Here is a 15,220-nt window from a genome sequence, read left to right on the forward strand (position 1 = left end):
TCAATTTTATCCCATGGTCATTGTGAGTCAGCGGCGTAAAATTAATGACATCAGTTAAGGAGTTCGCCATGAAACATGACCATTTTGTTGTTCAAAGCCCGGATAAACCTGCGCAACAGTTGTTGCTGCTTTTTCACGGCGTCGGCGATAACCCAGTAGCGATGGGGGAGATCGGCAGTTGGTTTGCACCGTTGTTCCCGGATGCGCTGGTGGTGAGTGTCGGTGGCGCCCAGCCGAGCGGTAATCCGGCTGGACGTCAGTGGTTTTCGGTGCAGGGCATAACGGAAGAAAACCGCCAGGCGCGCGTGGATGCCATCATGCCGACCTTTATTGAGACGGTGCGCTACTGGCAGAAACAGAGCGGAGTAGCGGCTAACGCTACGGCGCTAATCGGTTTCTCACAAGGCGCGATTATGGCTCTGGAGAGTATTAAAGCCGAACCGGGCCTTGCCTCACGCGTCATTGCTTTTAATGGACGCTATGCCAGCCTGCCGGAAACGGCTTCTACGGCCACGACAATTCACTTGATCCATGGTGGTGAAGATCCGGTTATCGATCTGGCGCATGCGGTTGCGGCACAAGAAGCGTTAATTAATGCGGGTGGTGATGTGACGCTGGATATTGTGGAAGATTTGGGCCATGCGATCGACAATCGTAGTATGCAGTTTGCCCTTGATCACTTGCGTTATACCATACCGAAACATTACTTCGATGAAGCGTTAAGCGGGGGCAAGCCCGGCGATGATGATGTGATTGAAATGATGTAATAATAGACGAGTAGGCCTGATAAGACGCGTGAGCGTCGCATCAGGCATCGTTCACCATTGCCGGATGCGGCGTGAACGCCTTATCCGGCCTACGGTTGAGCGCCCAGCTTACTTCTTCGGTTGATCCTTCTTCGGCCAGTCGTCGTCATCGTCCCACTTATCGTTGAAATCACGATGCGGGGGAAGCTCCGGCTTGTTGGCGAGAAATTTCTTATGGTCGATGCGCTTGAGATCTTTAATCACGTTCAGCAGGACGCCGACCAAAAAGACAATCACCAGAATCCACCAATATTTAGCCAGCCAGTCCATGCTTATTTCCTCTTACAGAACGACTCATCAGGCGACGAGTTGTTCCATGATACGTTGATACATACGGGCAAGTAGCTGCAGGTCGGCAGCATTTACACATTCATTAATTTTATGAATGGTAGCATTGACCGGCCCGAGTTCCACCACCTGCGCCCCCATGCGAGCAATAAAGCGCCCGTCGGACGTTCCGCCTGTGGTCAGTAGCTGCGGTTTAATTTCATTATAGTGCTCAACGGCGTTCACCACCGCATCTACCAGTTTACCGCGTGCTGTCAAAAATGGCTGACCAGAAAGCCACCAGTCGACGGTGTAGCGCAGCTGATATTTATCCAGTAAGGCAAGCACCTGCGCTTTGATCATTTCGTCGGTCAGTTCGGTACTAAAACGGAAGTTAAACTGCACAAACAGTTCGCCCGGAATAACATTGTTACTGCCAGTTCCCGCCTGAATATTGGCAATCTGCATACTGGTTGCCGGGAAGAATTCATTACCCTGATCCCACTCAATGGCCACTAATTCATTAAGGAAAGGCGCTGCGCGATGTACCGGGTTGTCAGCCAGATGCGGGTAGGCCACATGCCCCTGCACGCCATGAATAGTGAGGTTGCAGGTTAATGATCCGCGCCGGCCATTTTTCACTACATCGCCAACCACTTCGATACTCGACGGCTCACCGACCAGGCAGTAATCCAGCCGTTCATTACGCGCCATTAACGCTTCGACGACTTTTACCGTGCCATTGTGGGCGCTGGCCTCTTCGTCTGAGGTGATCAGAAACGCCAGTCGGCCTTTATGGTTTGGATGTTGCGCGACAAAACGTTCTGCTGCCACCACCATCGCTGCCAGCGAGCCTTTCATATCAGCCGCGCCACGCCCGAACAACATGCCATCGCGAATGGTTGGCTCAAATGGTGGGTTGATCCAACGGTCGGCATCGCCAGGGGGGACTACGTCTGTATGTCCGGCAAAGGCCAATGTTTCTCCTTGCCCACGCCACGCCCAAAAATTCTGCGTATCCGCAAAATCCATGCGTTCAATGGTAAAACCGATTGCCTGCAGACGGTCAATCATGATTGCCTGACATCCTGCATCATCAGGACTTAAGGATGGGCGGCGAATAAGCTGCTGTGTCAGCTCAATAACCGGACACGACATAGACTACACCTCATGGAAAAATTGCTGATAACTGGATTCACTGAAACCCAGCAGCATAGGCTTCCCTGGCGCACAGAGCAATGGGCGTTTGATGATTGCAGGCATTTCAGTCATTAATGCTATAGCGGAGGCCGCATCGGTGATGTTGTGGCGGGTGGCTTCGTCCAGTTTTCGCCAGGTTGTACCACGGGTGTTGAGTAACGCTTCCCAGCCTAATTCGTTGATAAAACCGTTCAATAATTCGCTGTCCAGCCCATCAACGCGGTAATCGTGAAAGCGATAGTCGATGTTATTGGTTTCCAGCCAACGGCGAGCCTTTTTAATGGTGTCACAATTTTTGATGCCGTAAAGTGTAAGCATAATGAATCCTTTTTCGATTTATAAGAATAAATACTCATTTAACGGGCAATACATTTCCCCTGCAAATGAATACCAGAAAATATAACATTATTAAGGTGTTTCACTTAACAATTATTAAATGATTGTGAGCGTTTTGAATGCAATATATTAAGAATATTCCCCTAGGTATCTGTCTGTATTTCAAACAGAATTAAACAAGTATTAGAATCTGTATGAATATGTCGAAATGTTGCTGTTCATCACATAAAAATCCCTGTCACAGGGCCATAGTATTTACATAGGCTTTGCCCCGGAGGTAGTAATCACAGCAATCGAATAAATTAGCTTCACCACGGTATATTGTTTCCGTAGAATACCCATAATTATAAGAGAGGTTGTTATGATTGAACGTGAACTGGGGAACTGGAAAGACTTTATCGAAGTTATGCTTCGTAAGTAATTTCCAGAACAGGAAATGAAAGAACCTGACGTCAGGTTCTTTATCAGAGAGTTGAAAAAGGCGACACATATGTATGTCGCCTTTTTTATTGCTTATTCTGGTCGAGGCTTCAGTGGGAAGCGACGACGCACCAGCACAAAGAATAGCGGTACGAAGTAAATCGCCAGAATGGTGGCAGAAATCATCCCACCCATTACGCCAGTACCGACTGCGTGTTGGCCACCGGAACCGGCACCACTGCTGATAGCCATTGGCAGTACGCCGAAGATAAACGCCAGTGAGGTCATCAGAATCGGGCGTAAACGCTGACGGCAGGCGTAGAGCGTCGCTTCAAACAGGTCGTGGCCTTTTTGATTCATCTCGTTGGCAAACTCAACAATCAGAATGGCGTTTTTCGCCGACAAACCAATGACTGTTAGCAGGCCAACCTGAAAGTAAACATCGTTTTCCAGCCCACGCATCCAGGTTGCCAGCAGCGCGCCGATAACCCCCAGCGGTACAACCAGCATTACCGAGAACGGTACAGACCAACTTTCATAAAGTGCAGCCAGACACAGGAATACCACCAGCAATGAAATGGCATACAGCGCCGGAGCTTGCGCACCGGAAAGTCGTTCCTGGTACGACATCGCTGTCCACTCCAGTCCAAAGCCGTTCGGCAACTGCTTCACCAGCGATTCCATAATATCCATCGCTGTACCCGTACTAACGCCCGGAGCGGCTTCCCCGACAATTTCTACCGCAGAATAGCCGTTATAGCGTTCCAGACGCGGCGAGCCTGTCTCCCAGCGAGAGGTTGCGAAGGCGGAGAAAGGCACCATGCCGCCGTCTTTGTTACGCACATACCACAGGTTAATGTCATCTGGCAGCATGCGATACGGCGCGGCAGCCTGCACATAGACTTTCTTCACGCGACCGCGATCCATAAAGTCATTCACATAGCTCGAGCCCCACGCGGTTTGCAGCGTGTCGTTAATATCGTCAATGGCAACGCCCAGCGCCTGCGCTTTGCGCTGGTCGATATCAATCTGCAATTGCGGGCTGTCGTCCAGACCGTTATGGCGCACACGGGTAAGTTCTGGGTTTTCCGCCGCGAGCGCCAGCAGCTGATTACGCGCGGCCATCAGCGCATCGTGACCAGCCCCGGCGTGGTCCTGCAACTCCATATCAAATCCAGCGGAACTGCCAAGACCGCTGATAGCTGGCGGGCTACTGGCGATAACGCGAGCTTCTTTGATTTTATTAAATTCTTTTGTTGCACGTTCGATAATGGCAAACGAGGTGCCTGTTTTACTGTCGCGTTCGCTCCAGTCTTTCAGGCGGACAAACATTCGTGCCACGTTCTGCCCGTTCCCCCCAGGGCCAGAACCGACAGTGGCAAACACCGACATGATGTTGTCTTTCTCATGGGTGAAGTAATACTTCTCGATCTGTTCCACCACTTTCAGGGTCTGTTGTTGAGTCGAACCGCTGGGTAACTGTACCGAGGTGGTAAACATGCCACGGTCTTCCAGAGGCAGGAACGACGTCGGCAGACGCAGAAACAGGAACACCATGCCGCCTAACAGCAGGACGTAAATCAAAATCCAGCGCAGGCTGCGATGGAGAATTTTTGCCACCCCTTTTTCGTAGCGTTCGGCGTTACGGTTGAACATCTGGTTGAACCAGGCAAAAAAACCTTTTTGCCCGTGATGCTCACCTTTTTTCAGTGGCTTAAGTAGTGTGGCGCACAATGCCGGAGTCAGGATCATCGCCACCAGCACCGACAGCACCATTGCTGCAACAATGGTTATAGAGAACTGGCGATAGATAGCCCCGGTGGTGCCGCCAAAGAAGGCCATTGGCACAAATACGGCAGAAAGCACCATTGCAATCCCGACCAGAGCGCCCTGGATCTGCCCCATCGATTTACGTGTGGCTTCGCGAGGAGTGAGTCCTTCCTCACTCATAATGCGTTCGACGTTTTCCACCACCACGATGGCGTCATCCACCAGCAGGCCGATCGCCAGCACCATCGCGAACATGGTTAAGGTGTTGACGCTATAGCCGAAGGCATAAAGCACCGAAAAGGTTCCCATCAACACTACCGGCACGGCAATAGTTGGGATCAGCGTAGCGCGGAAGTTTTGCAGGAACAGATACATTACGAGGAAAACCAGCGCGATAGCTTCTAACAGGGTTTTCACTACGTCTTCAATGGAGGCCTTAACAAACGAGGTGGTTTCATACGCCACCTTGTACTCCAGTCCGGGCGGGAAATACTGCGCCAGTTCATCCAGACGGTTGATCACCAGTTCTGCCGTCGCCATTTCGTTCGCGCCGGAGGCCAGTTTTACCCCTAGCCCCGAGGCTGGTTTACCGTTGAAGCGGCTAAGATAGTCGTATTTCTCCGCTCCCATTTCGACGGTGGCGACATCACCCAGTTTCACTTCCGAACCGTCCTGATTCACCCGCAGAGTGATATCACGGAACTGTTCTGGCGTTTGTAACAGTGACTGGGCGTTAATGGTGGCGTTGAGTGCCTGGTTATCGACAGACGGCGTACCGCCAAGCTGCCCAACCGCAATTTGTGCGTTCTGCGACTCGATGGCGTCGGTCACATCTTTAGCCGTCATCTGGAAACTGTTCAGTTTTGCCGGATCCAGCCAGATACGCATCGAATACTGTGAACCGTAAGCGTCGATATCACCAACGCCGTTCACGCGGCTTAACGGGTCCTGAATATTACTGGCAACGTAATCGGCAATATCCTGTTTATCCATCGAACCATCGGTTGAGACAAAGGCAATGGTCAGAATGTTGGTATCCCCGGTTTTACGCACCGTTACACCCTGATTTTGCACCGCCTGCGGTAGTTTACGCATGGCCGACTGCAACTGGTTCTGCACCTGTTGCACTGCTTCATCCGGATCTGTGCCAGCTTTAAAACTGAGCGTTACCGACGCCTGTCCAGTACCGCTGCTTTGTGATGACATATACATCAGGTTATCGAGGCCAGTCATATTCTGCTCGATAACCTGGGTCACGGTGTTTTCCAGTGTCTGGGCTGACGCGCCAGGATAGTTAGCGGTCACTCGCACATTCGGTGGCGCGAGATCCGGGTACTGTTCAACGGGCAATGAGAAAATGGCCAGGGTTCCTGTCAGACACAACAGAATTGCCAACACCCAGGCAAAAATGGGGCGATCAATAAAGAAATTCGCCATTAAAAGAGGACCTCGTATTTCTGCGTATCGTTATGGGCATGCCTTGCTTCACTGTAGCGGCAAGGTACGAGCCAATCGTGGAGAAAAAAAGGAGATAATGTAAATTATCATACCCTTTTATACTGAATCTAAAGTGCCAGTATTTATTGAACAGTAGGCGGCATTATATCTACTGGCTTTCCTCGCTCTCCGCAGAGCGAAAGCTAATACTTACTAACGTGCCGCCGCCGGAAGGTTGCGAAAAAGTCAGCGTCCCACCCAATCTTTCCGCGCGCTCGCGCATGATATTCAGACCATAATGGCCTTCGGGTTCCTTCGGTTCACCGATGCCAATACCGTTGTCACGAATATAAACTGTGTGATTGCCATCTGGCGCGGTGACGCAGCTAACGGCAATTTCGCTGGCGTTGGCGTGCTTCATGGCGTTCAGCACCGCTTCGCGAATAATTTGCAACAAATGCACCTGCATCTGCGCATCCAGCGCCAGGGTTGGCAGACGGCAGTCGAGCGTCAATTTTGCACTGGTCTGGTTTTGTAATGTATCCAGCATTTCACGTAGTGCAGAGGGGAGATCCGCCTGCTGTAGCGTCAGTCGGAAAGTGGTTAATAGCTCGCGTAACTGCCGATAAGCATCATTCAGCGCCTGGGAGAAATCGGCCATGATACTTTGTGCTGTGGCGTTATCTTCTGGTATCGAACGCTTCAGTAACGTCAACTGGATACGTAAGTAAGAAAGCACCTGTGCCAGCGAGTCGTGCAACTCGCGGGCGATGGTCGCGCGTTCTTCCATCAACAGCAACTGCTGAAAATGCTTCTGTGCCTGGTTAAAGTACAAACCGCGGCCCAGCATCGACGAAACGCTGTTAAGCAGCGGTTCTGACGCCGACAGGTTGCTATTTTGCCAGTGCAGCTCGCCGTAAACCGTCTCTTGCATGGTAACTGGCAAAATCTGCATTGGCAGCTCAGGGTTTGGCTTCCCTTCGCTAATCCGCCAGTTATCCCCAACGTTCAGCTCCAGATATTCAGCCGCTTCATTGTCACGAACAATCTGCAAAATATGGCGGAAACAATGCACATCAATCTGGCTGGTGTTCAGCGCCTGTGAACACTGATAAAGAACTTCCAGACGCCGCTTGGCCTCGTGGAGATCGCGAGTCTTTTCTTCTACTGACGCTTCCAGCGAGCGGTACAACTTATGCAGCTCGCTCGACATCTGGTTAAAGGTTTTTGCAAGCAGGCCCAGTTCATTGGGGAGGCTGGTATCCAGCGGCGGCGAGTCGAACTGCCCGTGTTCAATACGCTGACTGGCGGTAACCAGTTGATTCAGCGGAGCAACCACCTGATGGCGTATGCGGCGCAGAGTAAAAAAGACCAGCGTGAAAATGCCAATACCGCCAGCCAGCGAAATCGCCACTACCAGCAGCATTTTACGTTCGGCGTAGTGTTGCAAAGCCAGTACGAACAGGTCTATCTGATTGACATAATTATTGATATTGGCCTGATACCACGGCAAATCGCCCTGAATGAGCCGGTTATTCATCTCCAGCCAGTTGGCATTCAGATGCGCATAGCGAGTTTTCACCGCCTCTGGTACATACCAGACGTTAAGATTGGTTAAGACTGGTGAGTGTAGCGCCTGCTGGAACAACTGGCGATGTGCATTTAGCTGTGGACTTCCGCTTTGCAGATCGTAACCCAGACGGTAACTCTGCATACGCAGCGATCCGGCAATATTGATGGCTTCCGCATCACGCAAACTGCTCGCCAGAGTTAGCAGGGCAATACCAGTGGAAAGAATCGACAGCAGCACAATGTAAAAAAAGGCCCGGGCCAGACTGGCCGAGACGGGTCGTTTGACAATCACACGCGTCTTCTCCACATAAAATAATTAATGTTCCAGAACGCTGAAACTCAATTTGATAAGTAATGGGATTATTTGATCTGCCACAGTTTATAGCGAAATAGTTACTTATTCCGGGCAAATGAACATTGCCGATTCCCCTGTAAGTCGGGTAATAACAACACTCATATAAAGAATAAGGTTTTTACAACCAAAAAAGAAGGTCGTTATGAATCGTTTTATTATGGCCAACAGTCAGCAATGTCTGGGGTGCCATGCTTGTGAAGTGGCCTGTGTGATGGCTCATAATGATGAGCAACACGTGTTGAGTCAGCACCATTTCCACCCCCGAATTACGGTTATCAAACATCAGCAGCAACGTAGCGCAGTGACCTGTCACCATTGTGAAGATGCGCCCTGCGCTCGTAGTTGCCCCAATGGCGCGATCAGCCACGTTGATGACAGCGTTCAGGTCAATCAGCAAAAGTGTATTGGCTGTAAATCCTGCGTGGTGGCCTGTCCGTTTGGCACGATGCAAATTGTTCTGACGCCCGTTTCGGTGGGTAAAGTGAAAGCCACTGCGCATAAATGTGACCTGTGTGCAGGGCGAGAAAACGGCCCTGCCTGTGTCGAGAATTGCCCGGCGGACGCGCTGCAACTGGTGACCGGCTCCGCACTCTCCGGCATGGCGAAATCCCGCCGCTTGCGTACCGCGCGTCAGGAACATCAACCGTGGCATGCGAGCGTCCCGGCACAAGAAAGGCCAGTCATCAGTAAAGTAGAACAAATGCAGGCAACCCCCGCGCGCGGCGAACCGGATAAACTGGCGATTGAGGCACGCAAAACTGGCTTTGATGAAATTTATCTGCCGTTTCGTGCCGACCAGGCACAACGAGAAGCCTCGCGCTGCCTGAAGTGCGGCGAGCATAGCGTTTGTGAATGGACCTGCCCGCTGCATAACCATATTCCGCAGTGGATTGAACTGGTGAAAGCCGGAAACATCGACGCCGCCGTCGAGCTTTCTCACCAGACTAACACGCTGCCGGAAATTACCGGGCGTGTTTGCCCGCAAGACCGTCTGTGCGAAGGTGCCTGTACTATTCGCGATGAGCACGGTGCGGTGACTATCGGCAATATTGAACGTTACATTTCGGATCAGGCGCTGGCGAAAGGCTGGCGTCCCGACTTAAGCCATGTCACCAAAGTCGACAAGCGAGTGGCGATTATCGGCGCAGGTCCGGCAGGGCTGGCATGTGCTGATGTCCTGACCCGCAATGGCGTCGACGTAACGGTCTACGATCGCCATCCGGAAATCGGCGGTTTGCTTACCTTTGGCATTCCCTCCTTTAAGCTCGATAAATCACTGCTGGCGCGCCGTCGGGAAATCTTCAGCGCGATGGGGATTCATTTCGAACTCAATTGTGAAGTGGGTAAAGATGTCTCTTTGGATTCGCTGCTGGAACAGTACGACGCGGTCTTCGTTGGCGTCGGCACTTACCGTTCCATGAAAGCAGGCTTACCCAATGAAGAGGCGCCGGGCGTTTATGACGCGCTGCCGTTCCTCATAGCCAACACCAAACAGGTGATGGGACTTGAAGAGTTACCGGAAGAGCCATTTATTAATACCGCCGGGATGAATGTGGTAGTACTGGGCGGTGGGGATACCGCGATGGATTGTGTACGTACTGCGCTGCGCCACGGCGCGAGCAACGTCACCTGTGCCTACCGTCGTGATGAAGCCAACATGCCTGGTTCGAAAAAAGAGGTGAAGAACGCCCGTGAAGAAGGGGCGAACTTCGAGTTTAATGTTCAGCCAGTGGCGATTGAGCTGAATGAACAAGGTCACGTCTGCGGGATCCGTTTCCTGCGCACGCGTCTTGGCGAAGCGGATGCACAAGGGCGTCGGCGACCTGTACCGATTGAGGGCAGTGAATTTGTGATGCCGGCAGATGCAGTGATCATGGCATTTGGCTTTAATCCACATGGTATGCCGTGGCTTGAGTCGCACGGTGTAACGGTGGATAAATGGGGCCGTATTGTGGCGGACGTTGAAAGCCAGTACCGTTACCAGACCACCAATCCGAAAATCTTCGCCGGTGGCGATGCCGTACGTGGTGCGGATCTGGTGGTTACCGCAATGGCCGAAGGCCGCCATGCGGCGCAGGGGATTATTGACTGGTTAGGGGTAAAATCAGTCAAATCTCACTGATAGCCTGCGCAGACAAACCCGACTTCACAGCGTAAGATAATTGTTCATTTCGCGCTGTGGAGTCGGTATGACGCAACAAATCACCCTCATTAAAGACAAAATTCTCTCCGATAACTATTTCACCTTGCACAACATTACCTACGATCTCACCCGCAAAGATGGCGAAGTTATCCGCCATAAACGTGAAGTTTACGATCGCGGCAATGGCGCGACGATCCTCCTGTACAACGCGAAGAAAAAGACCGTAGTTCTGATTCGCCAGTTCCGCGTCGCTACCTGGGTTAATGGCAATGAAAGTGGGCAGCTGATTGAAACCTGCGCCGGACTGCTGGATAACGACGAACCGGAAGCGTGTATTCGCAAAGAAGCGATTGAAGAGACGGGGTATGAAGTTGGCGAAGTACGCAAATTATTTGAACTGTATATGTCGCCTGGCGGTGTGACCGAGCTAATCCACTTTTTTATCGCCGAATACAGTGACAATCAGCGCGCTAACGCCGGTGGTGGCGTCGAAGATGAAGATATTGAAGTGCTCGAGCTGCCGTTCAGCCAGGCACTGGAGATGATCAAAACCGGCGAGATACGAGACGGTAAGACGGTGTTATTGCTTAACTATTTGCAAGCGTCGCATTTAATGGACTGAAAAATAACAATAATATTTCGTTGTTTATTATTGGCTCAATCCGATAAATCCGATTGAGCCGCGCTACCTGCGCAACGAAGATACGACTTGTGCTGTTTGTTTGAACTTCTGGGGTCGTACCGTCCATGCGCTATCGCATTTTTCTTCTCTTTTTTTTCGCCTGGTTGCCGACGTCTTTGGCGTGGGCGGCACCAGCGCAACGGGCGTTTTCCGACTGGCAGGTCACCTGTAATAACCAAAACTTCTGCGTGGCGCGCAATACTGGCGATCATAATGGACTGGTGATGACCCTGAGTCGAAGCGCCGGGGCGCATACCGACGCTGTTTTACGTATTGAGCGCGGTGGATTGAAATCCCCGGATGTGTCGGAAGGGGAGATAGCGCCACGACTGCTGTTAGATGGCGAGCCGCTGACGTTAAGCGGGGACAAATGGCGGATTTCGCCGTGGTTATTAGTGACCGATGATACGGCGACCATCACCGCATTTTTAAAGATGATTCAGGAAGGGAAAGCCGTCACTTTACGCGACGGCGATCAGACTATTTCTCTGGCCGGATTGAAAGCAGCGTTGCTGTTTATTGATGCCCAGCAAAAGCGCGTTGGTAGTGAAACCGCATGGATTAAGAAAGGGGACGAGCCGCCGCTGAGTGTACCGCCAGCGCCTGCGCTAAAAGAGGTCGCTGTGGTAAACCCAACGCCGACGCCACTCTCACTCGAAGAGCGTAACGATTTGCTGGATTACGGTAACTGGCGGATGAATGGCCTGCGCTGTTCGCTTGATCCGTTGCGTCGCGAAGTCAATGTCACTGCGCTGACTGACGACAAAGCGTTAATGATGATTAGCTGTGAAGCAGGCGCGTATAACACCATTGATCTGGCGTGGATTGTGTCGCGTAAAAAGCCGCTGGCCTCGCGCCCGGTACGGTTACGTTTACCATTCAACAACGGTCAGGAAACGAATGAACTGGAGTTGATGAATGCGACATTTGATGAAAAAACGCGTGAACTGGTGACCTTAGCGAAAGGCCGCGGATTAAGCGATTGTGGTATTCAGGCGCGCTGGCGTTTTGACGGCCAGCGTTTTCGCCTGGTGCGTTACGCTGCCGAACCGACCTGCGATAACTGGCATGGGCCAGACGCCTGGCCTACGCTTTGGATCACGCGTTGAGTGCCATCTGGCGGATGCGGCGTAAACGCCTTATCCGCCCTACGGTCCGGCGCGGCTTGTAGGCCTGATAAGACGCGTTAGCGTCGCATCAGGCAAACCGGCATCAGGCACCTTTCACCCCCAGCACCTTATGCGCTTTTGCCACAATATTCTCGGCGGTAAAGTCAAAGAACGGGAACAGCTTATCCGCTGGGGCCGATTCCCCGTAGCCGGTCATCCCGACAATCGCCCCTTTCAGGCCGACGTATTTGTACCAGTAATCGGCGATGCCTGCTTCCACCGCTACGCGGGCCGCAACGTTAGAAGGCAATACCGATTCCCGATATTCCTCATCCTGGGCGTCGAAAATATCGGTCGAGGGCAGGGAAACCACCCGCACATTACGCCCTTCGCCCGCTAATTTCTCCGCCGCTTGCAGGGTAATTTCCATCTCTGACCCCGTGGCAATCAAAATAATATCCGGCTTACCGCCGCTGTCTTTCAGCACATAGCCACCACGGGCAATTTCTTTAACCTGATCCGGCGTACGTTCCACCTGCGCCAGATTCTGCCTTGAGAGGATCAGCGCCGTCGGTCCGTTGTGGCGCTCAACCGCCAGCTTCCAGCCCACTGCTGCTTCCACCTGATCGCACGGTCGCCAGGTGCTGAAATTCGGCGTTAAGCGCAAACTGGCCAGTTGCTCAACCGCCTGGTGCGTTGGACCATCTTCCCCCAGGCCAATCGAGTCGTGGGTATAAACCATAATCTGCCGCGCTTTCATCAGCGCCGCCATCCGCGCGGCGTTACGGGCGTATTCAACAAACATCAGGAACGTTGCGGTATACGGTACAAATCCACCGTGGTGTGCAATGCCGTTGGCAATAGCAGTCATACCAAATTCACGTACCCCGTAGTGAATATAATTCCCTGCGGGATCTTCCTTCAGCGATACAGAACCTTTCCAGATGGTGAGGTTACTTGGGGCCAGATCCGCCGAACCGCCAAGCAGTTCCGGCAGCATAGGGCCGTAGGCGTTAAGCGTATTTTGCGACGCTTTACGGGTAGCGATTTTCGCCGGATTCGCCTGCAACTCATTGATATATTTCTGAGTCGTTTTCTCCCAGTCCTTCGGCAAACCACCACTCATCCGGCGAGTAAACTCTTCTGCCAGTTGCGGATGAGCCTTTTTATACGCGGCAAACTTCTCATTCCAGCTCTGCTGGGCTTTTTCGCCTTTTTCGCGGGCATCCCAGGCGTGATAAATCTCTTTGGGGATCTCAAATGGCGGATGATGCCAGCCTAGTTTTTGTCGTGCCAGTGCCACTTCTTCTTCACCCAGCGGTGCACCGTGGGCCTCTTCCTTACCCGCTTTATTAGGCGAACCAAAGCCAATCACTGTACGGCAGATAATCAACGACGGCTTATCTTTCACGCTTTGTGCTTCGAGGATCGCGTCCTTAACCGCCTGTGGATCGTGGCCGTCGATCTCGTGGATCACATGCCAGTGGTAGGCTTCAAACCGTTTTGCCGTATCGTCGGTAAACCAGCCTTCGGTTTCACCATCAATCGAAATACCGTTGTGATCGTAAAAGCCAATCAGCTTGCCGAGTCCCAGCGTACCCGCCAGCGAACAGACTTCGTGAGAGATTCCTTCCATCAGACAGCCGTCGCCCATAAACACGTAGGTGAAGTGATCGACAATCTCATGGTCCGGCTGGTTAAACTGCGCCGCCAGTGTACGTTCAGCTATCGCCATCCCGACTGCGTTCGCCAAACCTTGCCCAAGTGGACCTGTGGTGGTTTCAACACCTGGCGTATAGCCAATCTCCGGATGGCCTGGGGTTTTCGAATGCAGTTGACGGAAATTTTTCAGTTCTTCGAGCGGTAGGTCATAACCAGTCAGATGAAGCAAACTGTAGAGCAGCATCGACGCGTGACCGTTGGAGAGAATAAAGCGGTCGCGATCATACCAGGTCGGATCGGTGGGGTTATGTTTAAGAAAATCATTCCACAGCACTTCGGCAATATCTGCCATACCCATCGGCGCACCGGGATGACCAGAATTGGCTTTTTGCACCGCATCCATACTGAGCGCGCGAATCGCATTGGCAAGGTCTTTTCGGGACATAAAACACTCCGTGGCTGGTTTTAGAATTTGGCGGCAAGAAGATCTTCCAGTTTGCGTTGATCGACGGCGAACAGGCGGATGCCTTCAGACAGTTTTTCTACCGCCATCGCATCCTGATTATGCTCCCAACGGAACTCCGCTTCGCTCATGGGGGCAGGGCGTGGGAATGTCTGAGAAGGCGGGATTAATTTGCGGACGACTGGTGAGACTTTTTCCTGCAACTCTTTCAGCAAGTTCGGCGCGATGGTCAGACGATCGCAGCCGGTTAACGCGAGGATTTGCTCGGTACGGCGGAAACTTGCGCCCATCACAATGGTTTCATAGCGGTGCTGCTTATAGTAGTCGTAGATATTACGCACTGACTTAACGCCTGGATCTTCTTCTACCACATACGGGTCCAGCGGCTTGCGCGCCTGATACCAGTCATAAATACGACCGACAAACGGCGAAATCAGAAAAACGCCCGCTTCTGCACAGGCGCGTGCCTGAGCAAAGGAAAACAGCAGCGTCAGGTTGCAGTTAATGCCTTCTTTTTCCAGCTCTTCTGCTGCGCGAATTCCTTCCCAGGTCGAAGCCAGTTTGATCAGAATGCGTGATTTCTCAACGCCCTGTTGCTGGTACAAATCCACCAGATGGCGTGCTTTTTCAATACTCTTTTCTTTGTCAAAAGAGAGGCGTGCGTCAACTTCTGTTGACACACGACCGGGTACGATTTTGAGAATTTCTGTACCGAAATTGACCGCCAACTTATCGCAGGCAGCTACCACTTGTTGTTCCTGCGTTTGGCCATTTTTTTTACCCCAGGCGATAGCATCGTCTATTAAATGCTCATATTGTGATAATCCGGCAGCCTTGAGTAATAACGAAGGATTGGTGGTGGCATCCTGGGGGTGATAATGGCGAATGGACTCAATATCACCGCTGTCAGCCACTACAGTGGTGAACTGTTTGATGCCGTCTAACTCGTTCATAGGAAATACTCCTTGAAAAGTAAAGTGTTAGATGAGTGCGTTAAT

Annotated in this window: 12 protein-coding genes; 5 read left to right on the forward strand and 7 right to left on the reverse strand. The window is 51.9% G+C overall.

What is annotated here, in order from left to right; all coding sequences use genetic code 11:
- Positions 1-68 precede the first annotated feature (68 nt).
- Positions 69-767, forward strand: a complete 699-nt coding sequence (gene ypfH, locus H9644_RS15755; protein ID WP_191775291.1) for an esterase — start codon at positions 69-71, stop codon at positions 765-767.
- 108 nt (positions 768-875) lie between these two features.
- Here ypfH and H9644_RS15760 read toward each other — a convergent pair whose 3' ends face one another.
- The 3 genes from H9644_RS15760 to H9644_RS15770 are packed head-to-tail and all read right to left on the reverse strand — an operon-like array spanning position 876 to position 2,591.
- Complete coding sequence (locus H9644_RS15760) at positions 876-1,076, reverse strand: YpfN family protein (protein WP_001516859.1); 201 nt, start codon at positions 1,074-1,076, stop codon at positions 876-878.
- A 27-nt stretch (positions 1,077-1,103) separates the two neighbouring features.
- Entirely contained in the window at positions 1,104-2,231 is a 1,128-nt protein-coding gene (gene dapE / locus H9644_RS15765) for a succinyl-diaminopimelate desuccinylase (RefSeq protein ID WP_064526276.1), read from the reverse strand.
- Positions 2,232-2,234: 3 nt separating this feature from the next.
- Positions 2,235-2,591: an ArsC family reductase gene (locus H9644_RS15770; protein ID WP_064526278.1), complete on the reverse strand. Its 357-nt coding sequence runs from the start codon at positions 2,589-2,591 to the stop codon at positions 2,235-2,237.
- Positions 2,592-2,970: 379 nt separating this feature from the next.
- Here H9644_RS15770 and ypfM point away from each other — a divergent pair, with 379 nt between their 5' ends.
- Positions 2,971-3,030 carry a protein YpfM gene (gene ypfM / locus H9644_RS15775; protein ID WP_001386977.1) on the forward strand — a complete coding sequence of 20 codons (60 nt, stop codon included), beginning with the start codon at positions 2,971-2,973 and terminating at the stop codon, positions 3,028-3,030.
- A 92-nt stretch (positions 3,031-3,122) separates the two neighbouring features.
- Here ypfM and acrD read toward each other — a convergent pair whose 3' ends face one another.
- Positions 3,123-6,236 carry a multidrug efflux RND transporter permease AcrD gene (gene acrD, locus H9644_RS15780; RefSeq protein ID WP_064526280.1) on the reverse strand — a complete coding sequence of 1,038 codons (3,114 nt, stop codon included), beginning with the start codon at positions 6,234-6,236 and terminating at the stop codon, positions 3,123-3,125.
- Positions 6,237-6,405: 169 nt separating this feature from the next.
- Positions 6,406-8,100, reverse strand: coding sequence for a nitrate/nitrite two-component system sensor histidine kinase NarQ (narQ, locus tag H9644_RS15785; RefSeq protein WP_191775293.1), 1,695 nt, complete (start codon positions 8,098-8,100; stop codon positions 6,406-6,408).
- A 205-nt stretch (positions 8,101-8,305) separates the two neighbouring features.
- Here narQ and aegA point away from each other — a divergent pair, with 205 nt between their 5' ends.
- The 3 genes from aegA (at position 8,306) to H9644_RS15800 (ending at position 12,097) form a co-directional block, all read left to right on the forward strand.
- Complete coding sequence (aegA, locus tag H9644_RS15790) at positions 8,306-10,285, forward strand: formate-dependent uric acid utilization protein AegA (RefSeq protein WP_191775295.1); 1,980 nt, start codon at positions 8,306-8,308, stop codon at positions 10,283-10,285.
- Positions 10,286-10,352: 67 nt separating this feature from the next.
- Positions 10,353-10,928, forward strand: coding sequence for a GDP-mannose pyrophosphatase NudK (gene nudK / locus H9644_RS15795; RefSeq protein ID WP_191775297.1), 576 nt, complete (start codon positions 10,353-10,355; stop codon positions 10,926-10,928).
- 125 nt (positions 10,929-11,053) lie between these two features.
- The gene (locus tag H9644_RS15800) at positions 11,054-12,097 is read left to right on the forward strand and encodes a DUF1176 domain-containing protein (RefSeq protein ID WP_064526288.1); all 1,044 of its coding nucleotides are present in this window, start codon (positions 11,054-11,056) and stop codon (positions 12,095-12,097) included.
- 103 nt (positions 12,098-12,200) lie between these two features.
- Here the strand turns inward: H9644_RS15800 and tkt are convergent, their stop codons facing one another.
- Positions 12,201-14,204, reverse strand: a complete 2,004-nt coding sequence (gene tkt / locus H9644_RS15805; RefSeq protein WP_191775299.1) for a transketolase — start codon at positions 14,202-14,204, stop codon at positions 12,201-12,203.
- A gap of 20 nt (positions 14,205-14,224) precedes the next feature.
- Entirely contained in the window at positions 14,225-15,175 is a 951-nt protein-coding gene (gene tal, locus H9644_RS15810; RefSeq protein WP_191775301.1) for a transaldolase, read from the reverse strand.
- Positions 15,176-15,220 lie beyond the last annotated feature (45 nt).

It is taken from the genome of Escherichia whittamii, assembly GCF_014836715.1.
Lineage (GTDB): Bacteria > Pseudomonadota > Gammaproteobacteria > Enterobacterales > Enterobacteriaceae > Escherichia > Escherichia whittamii.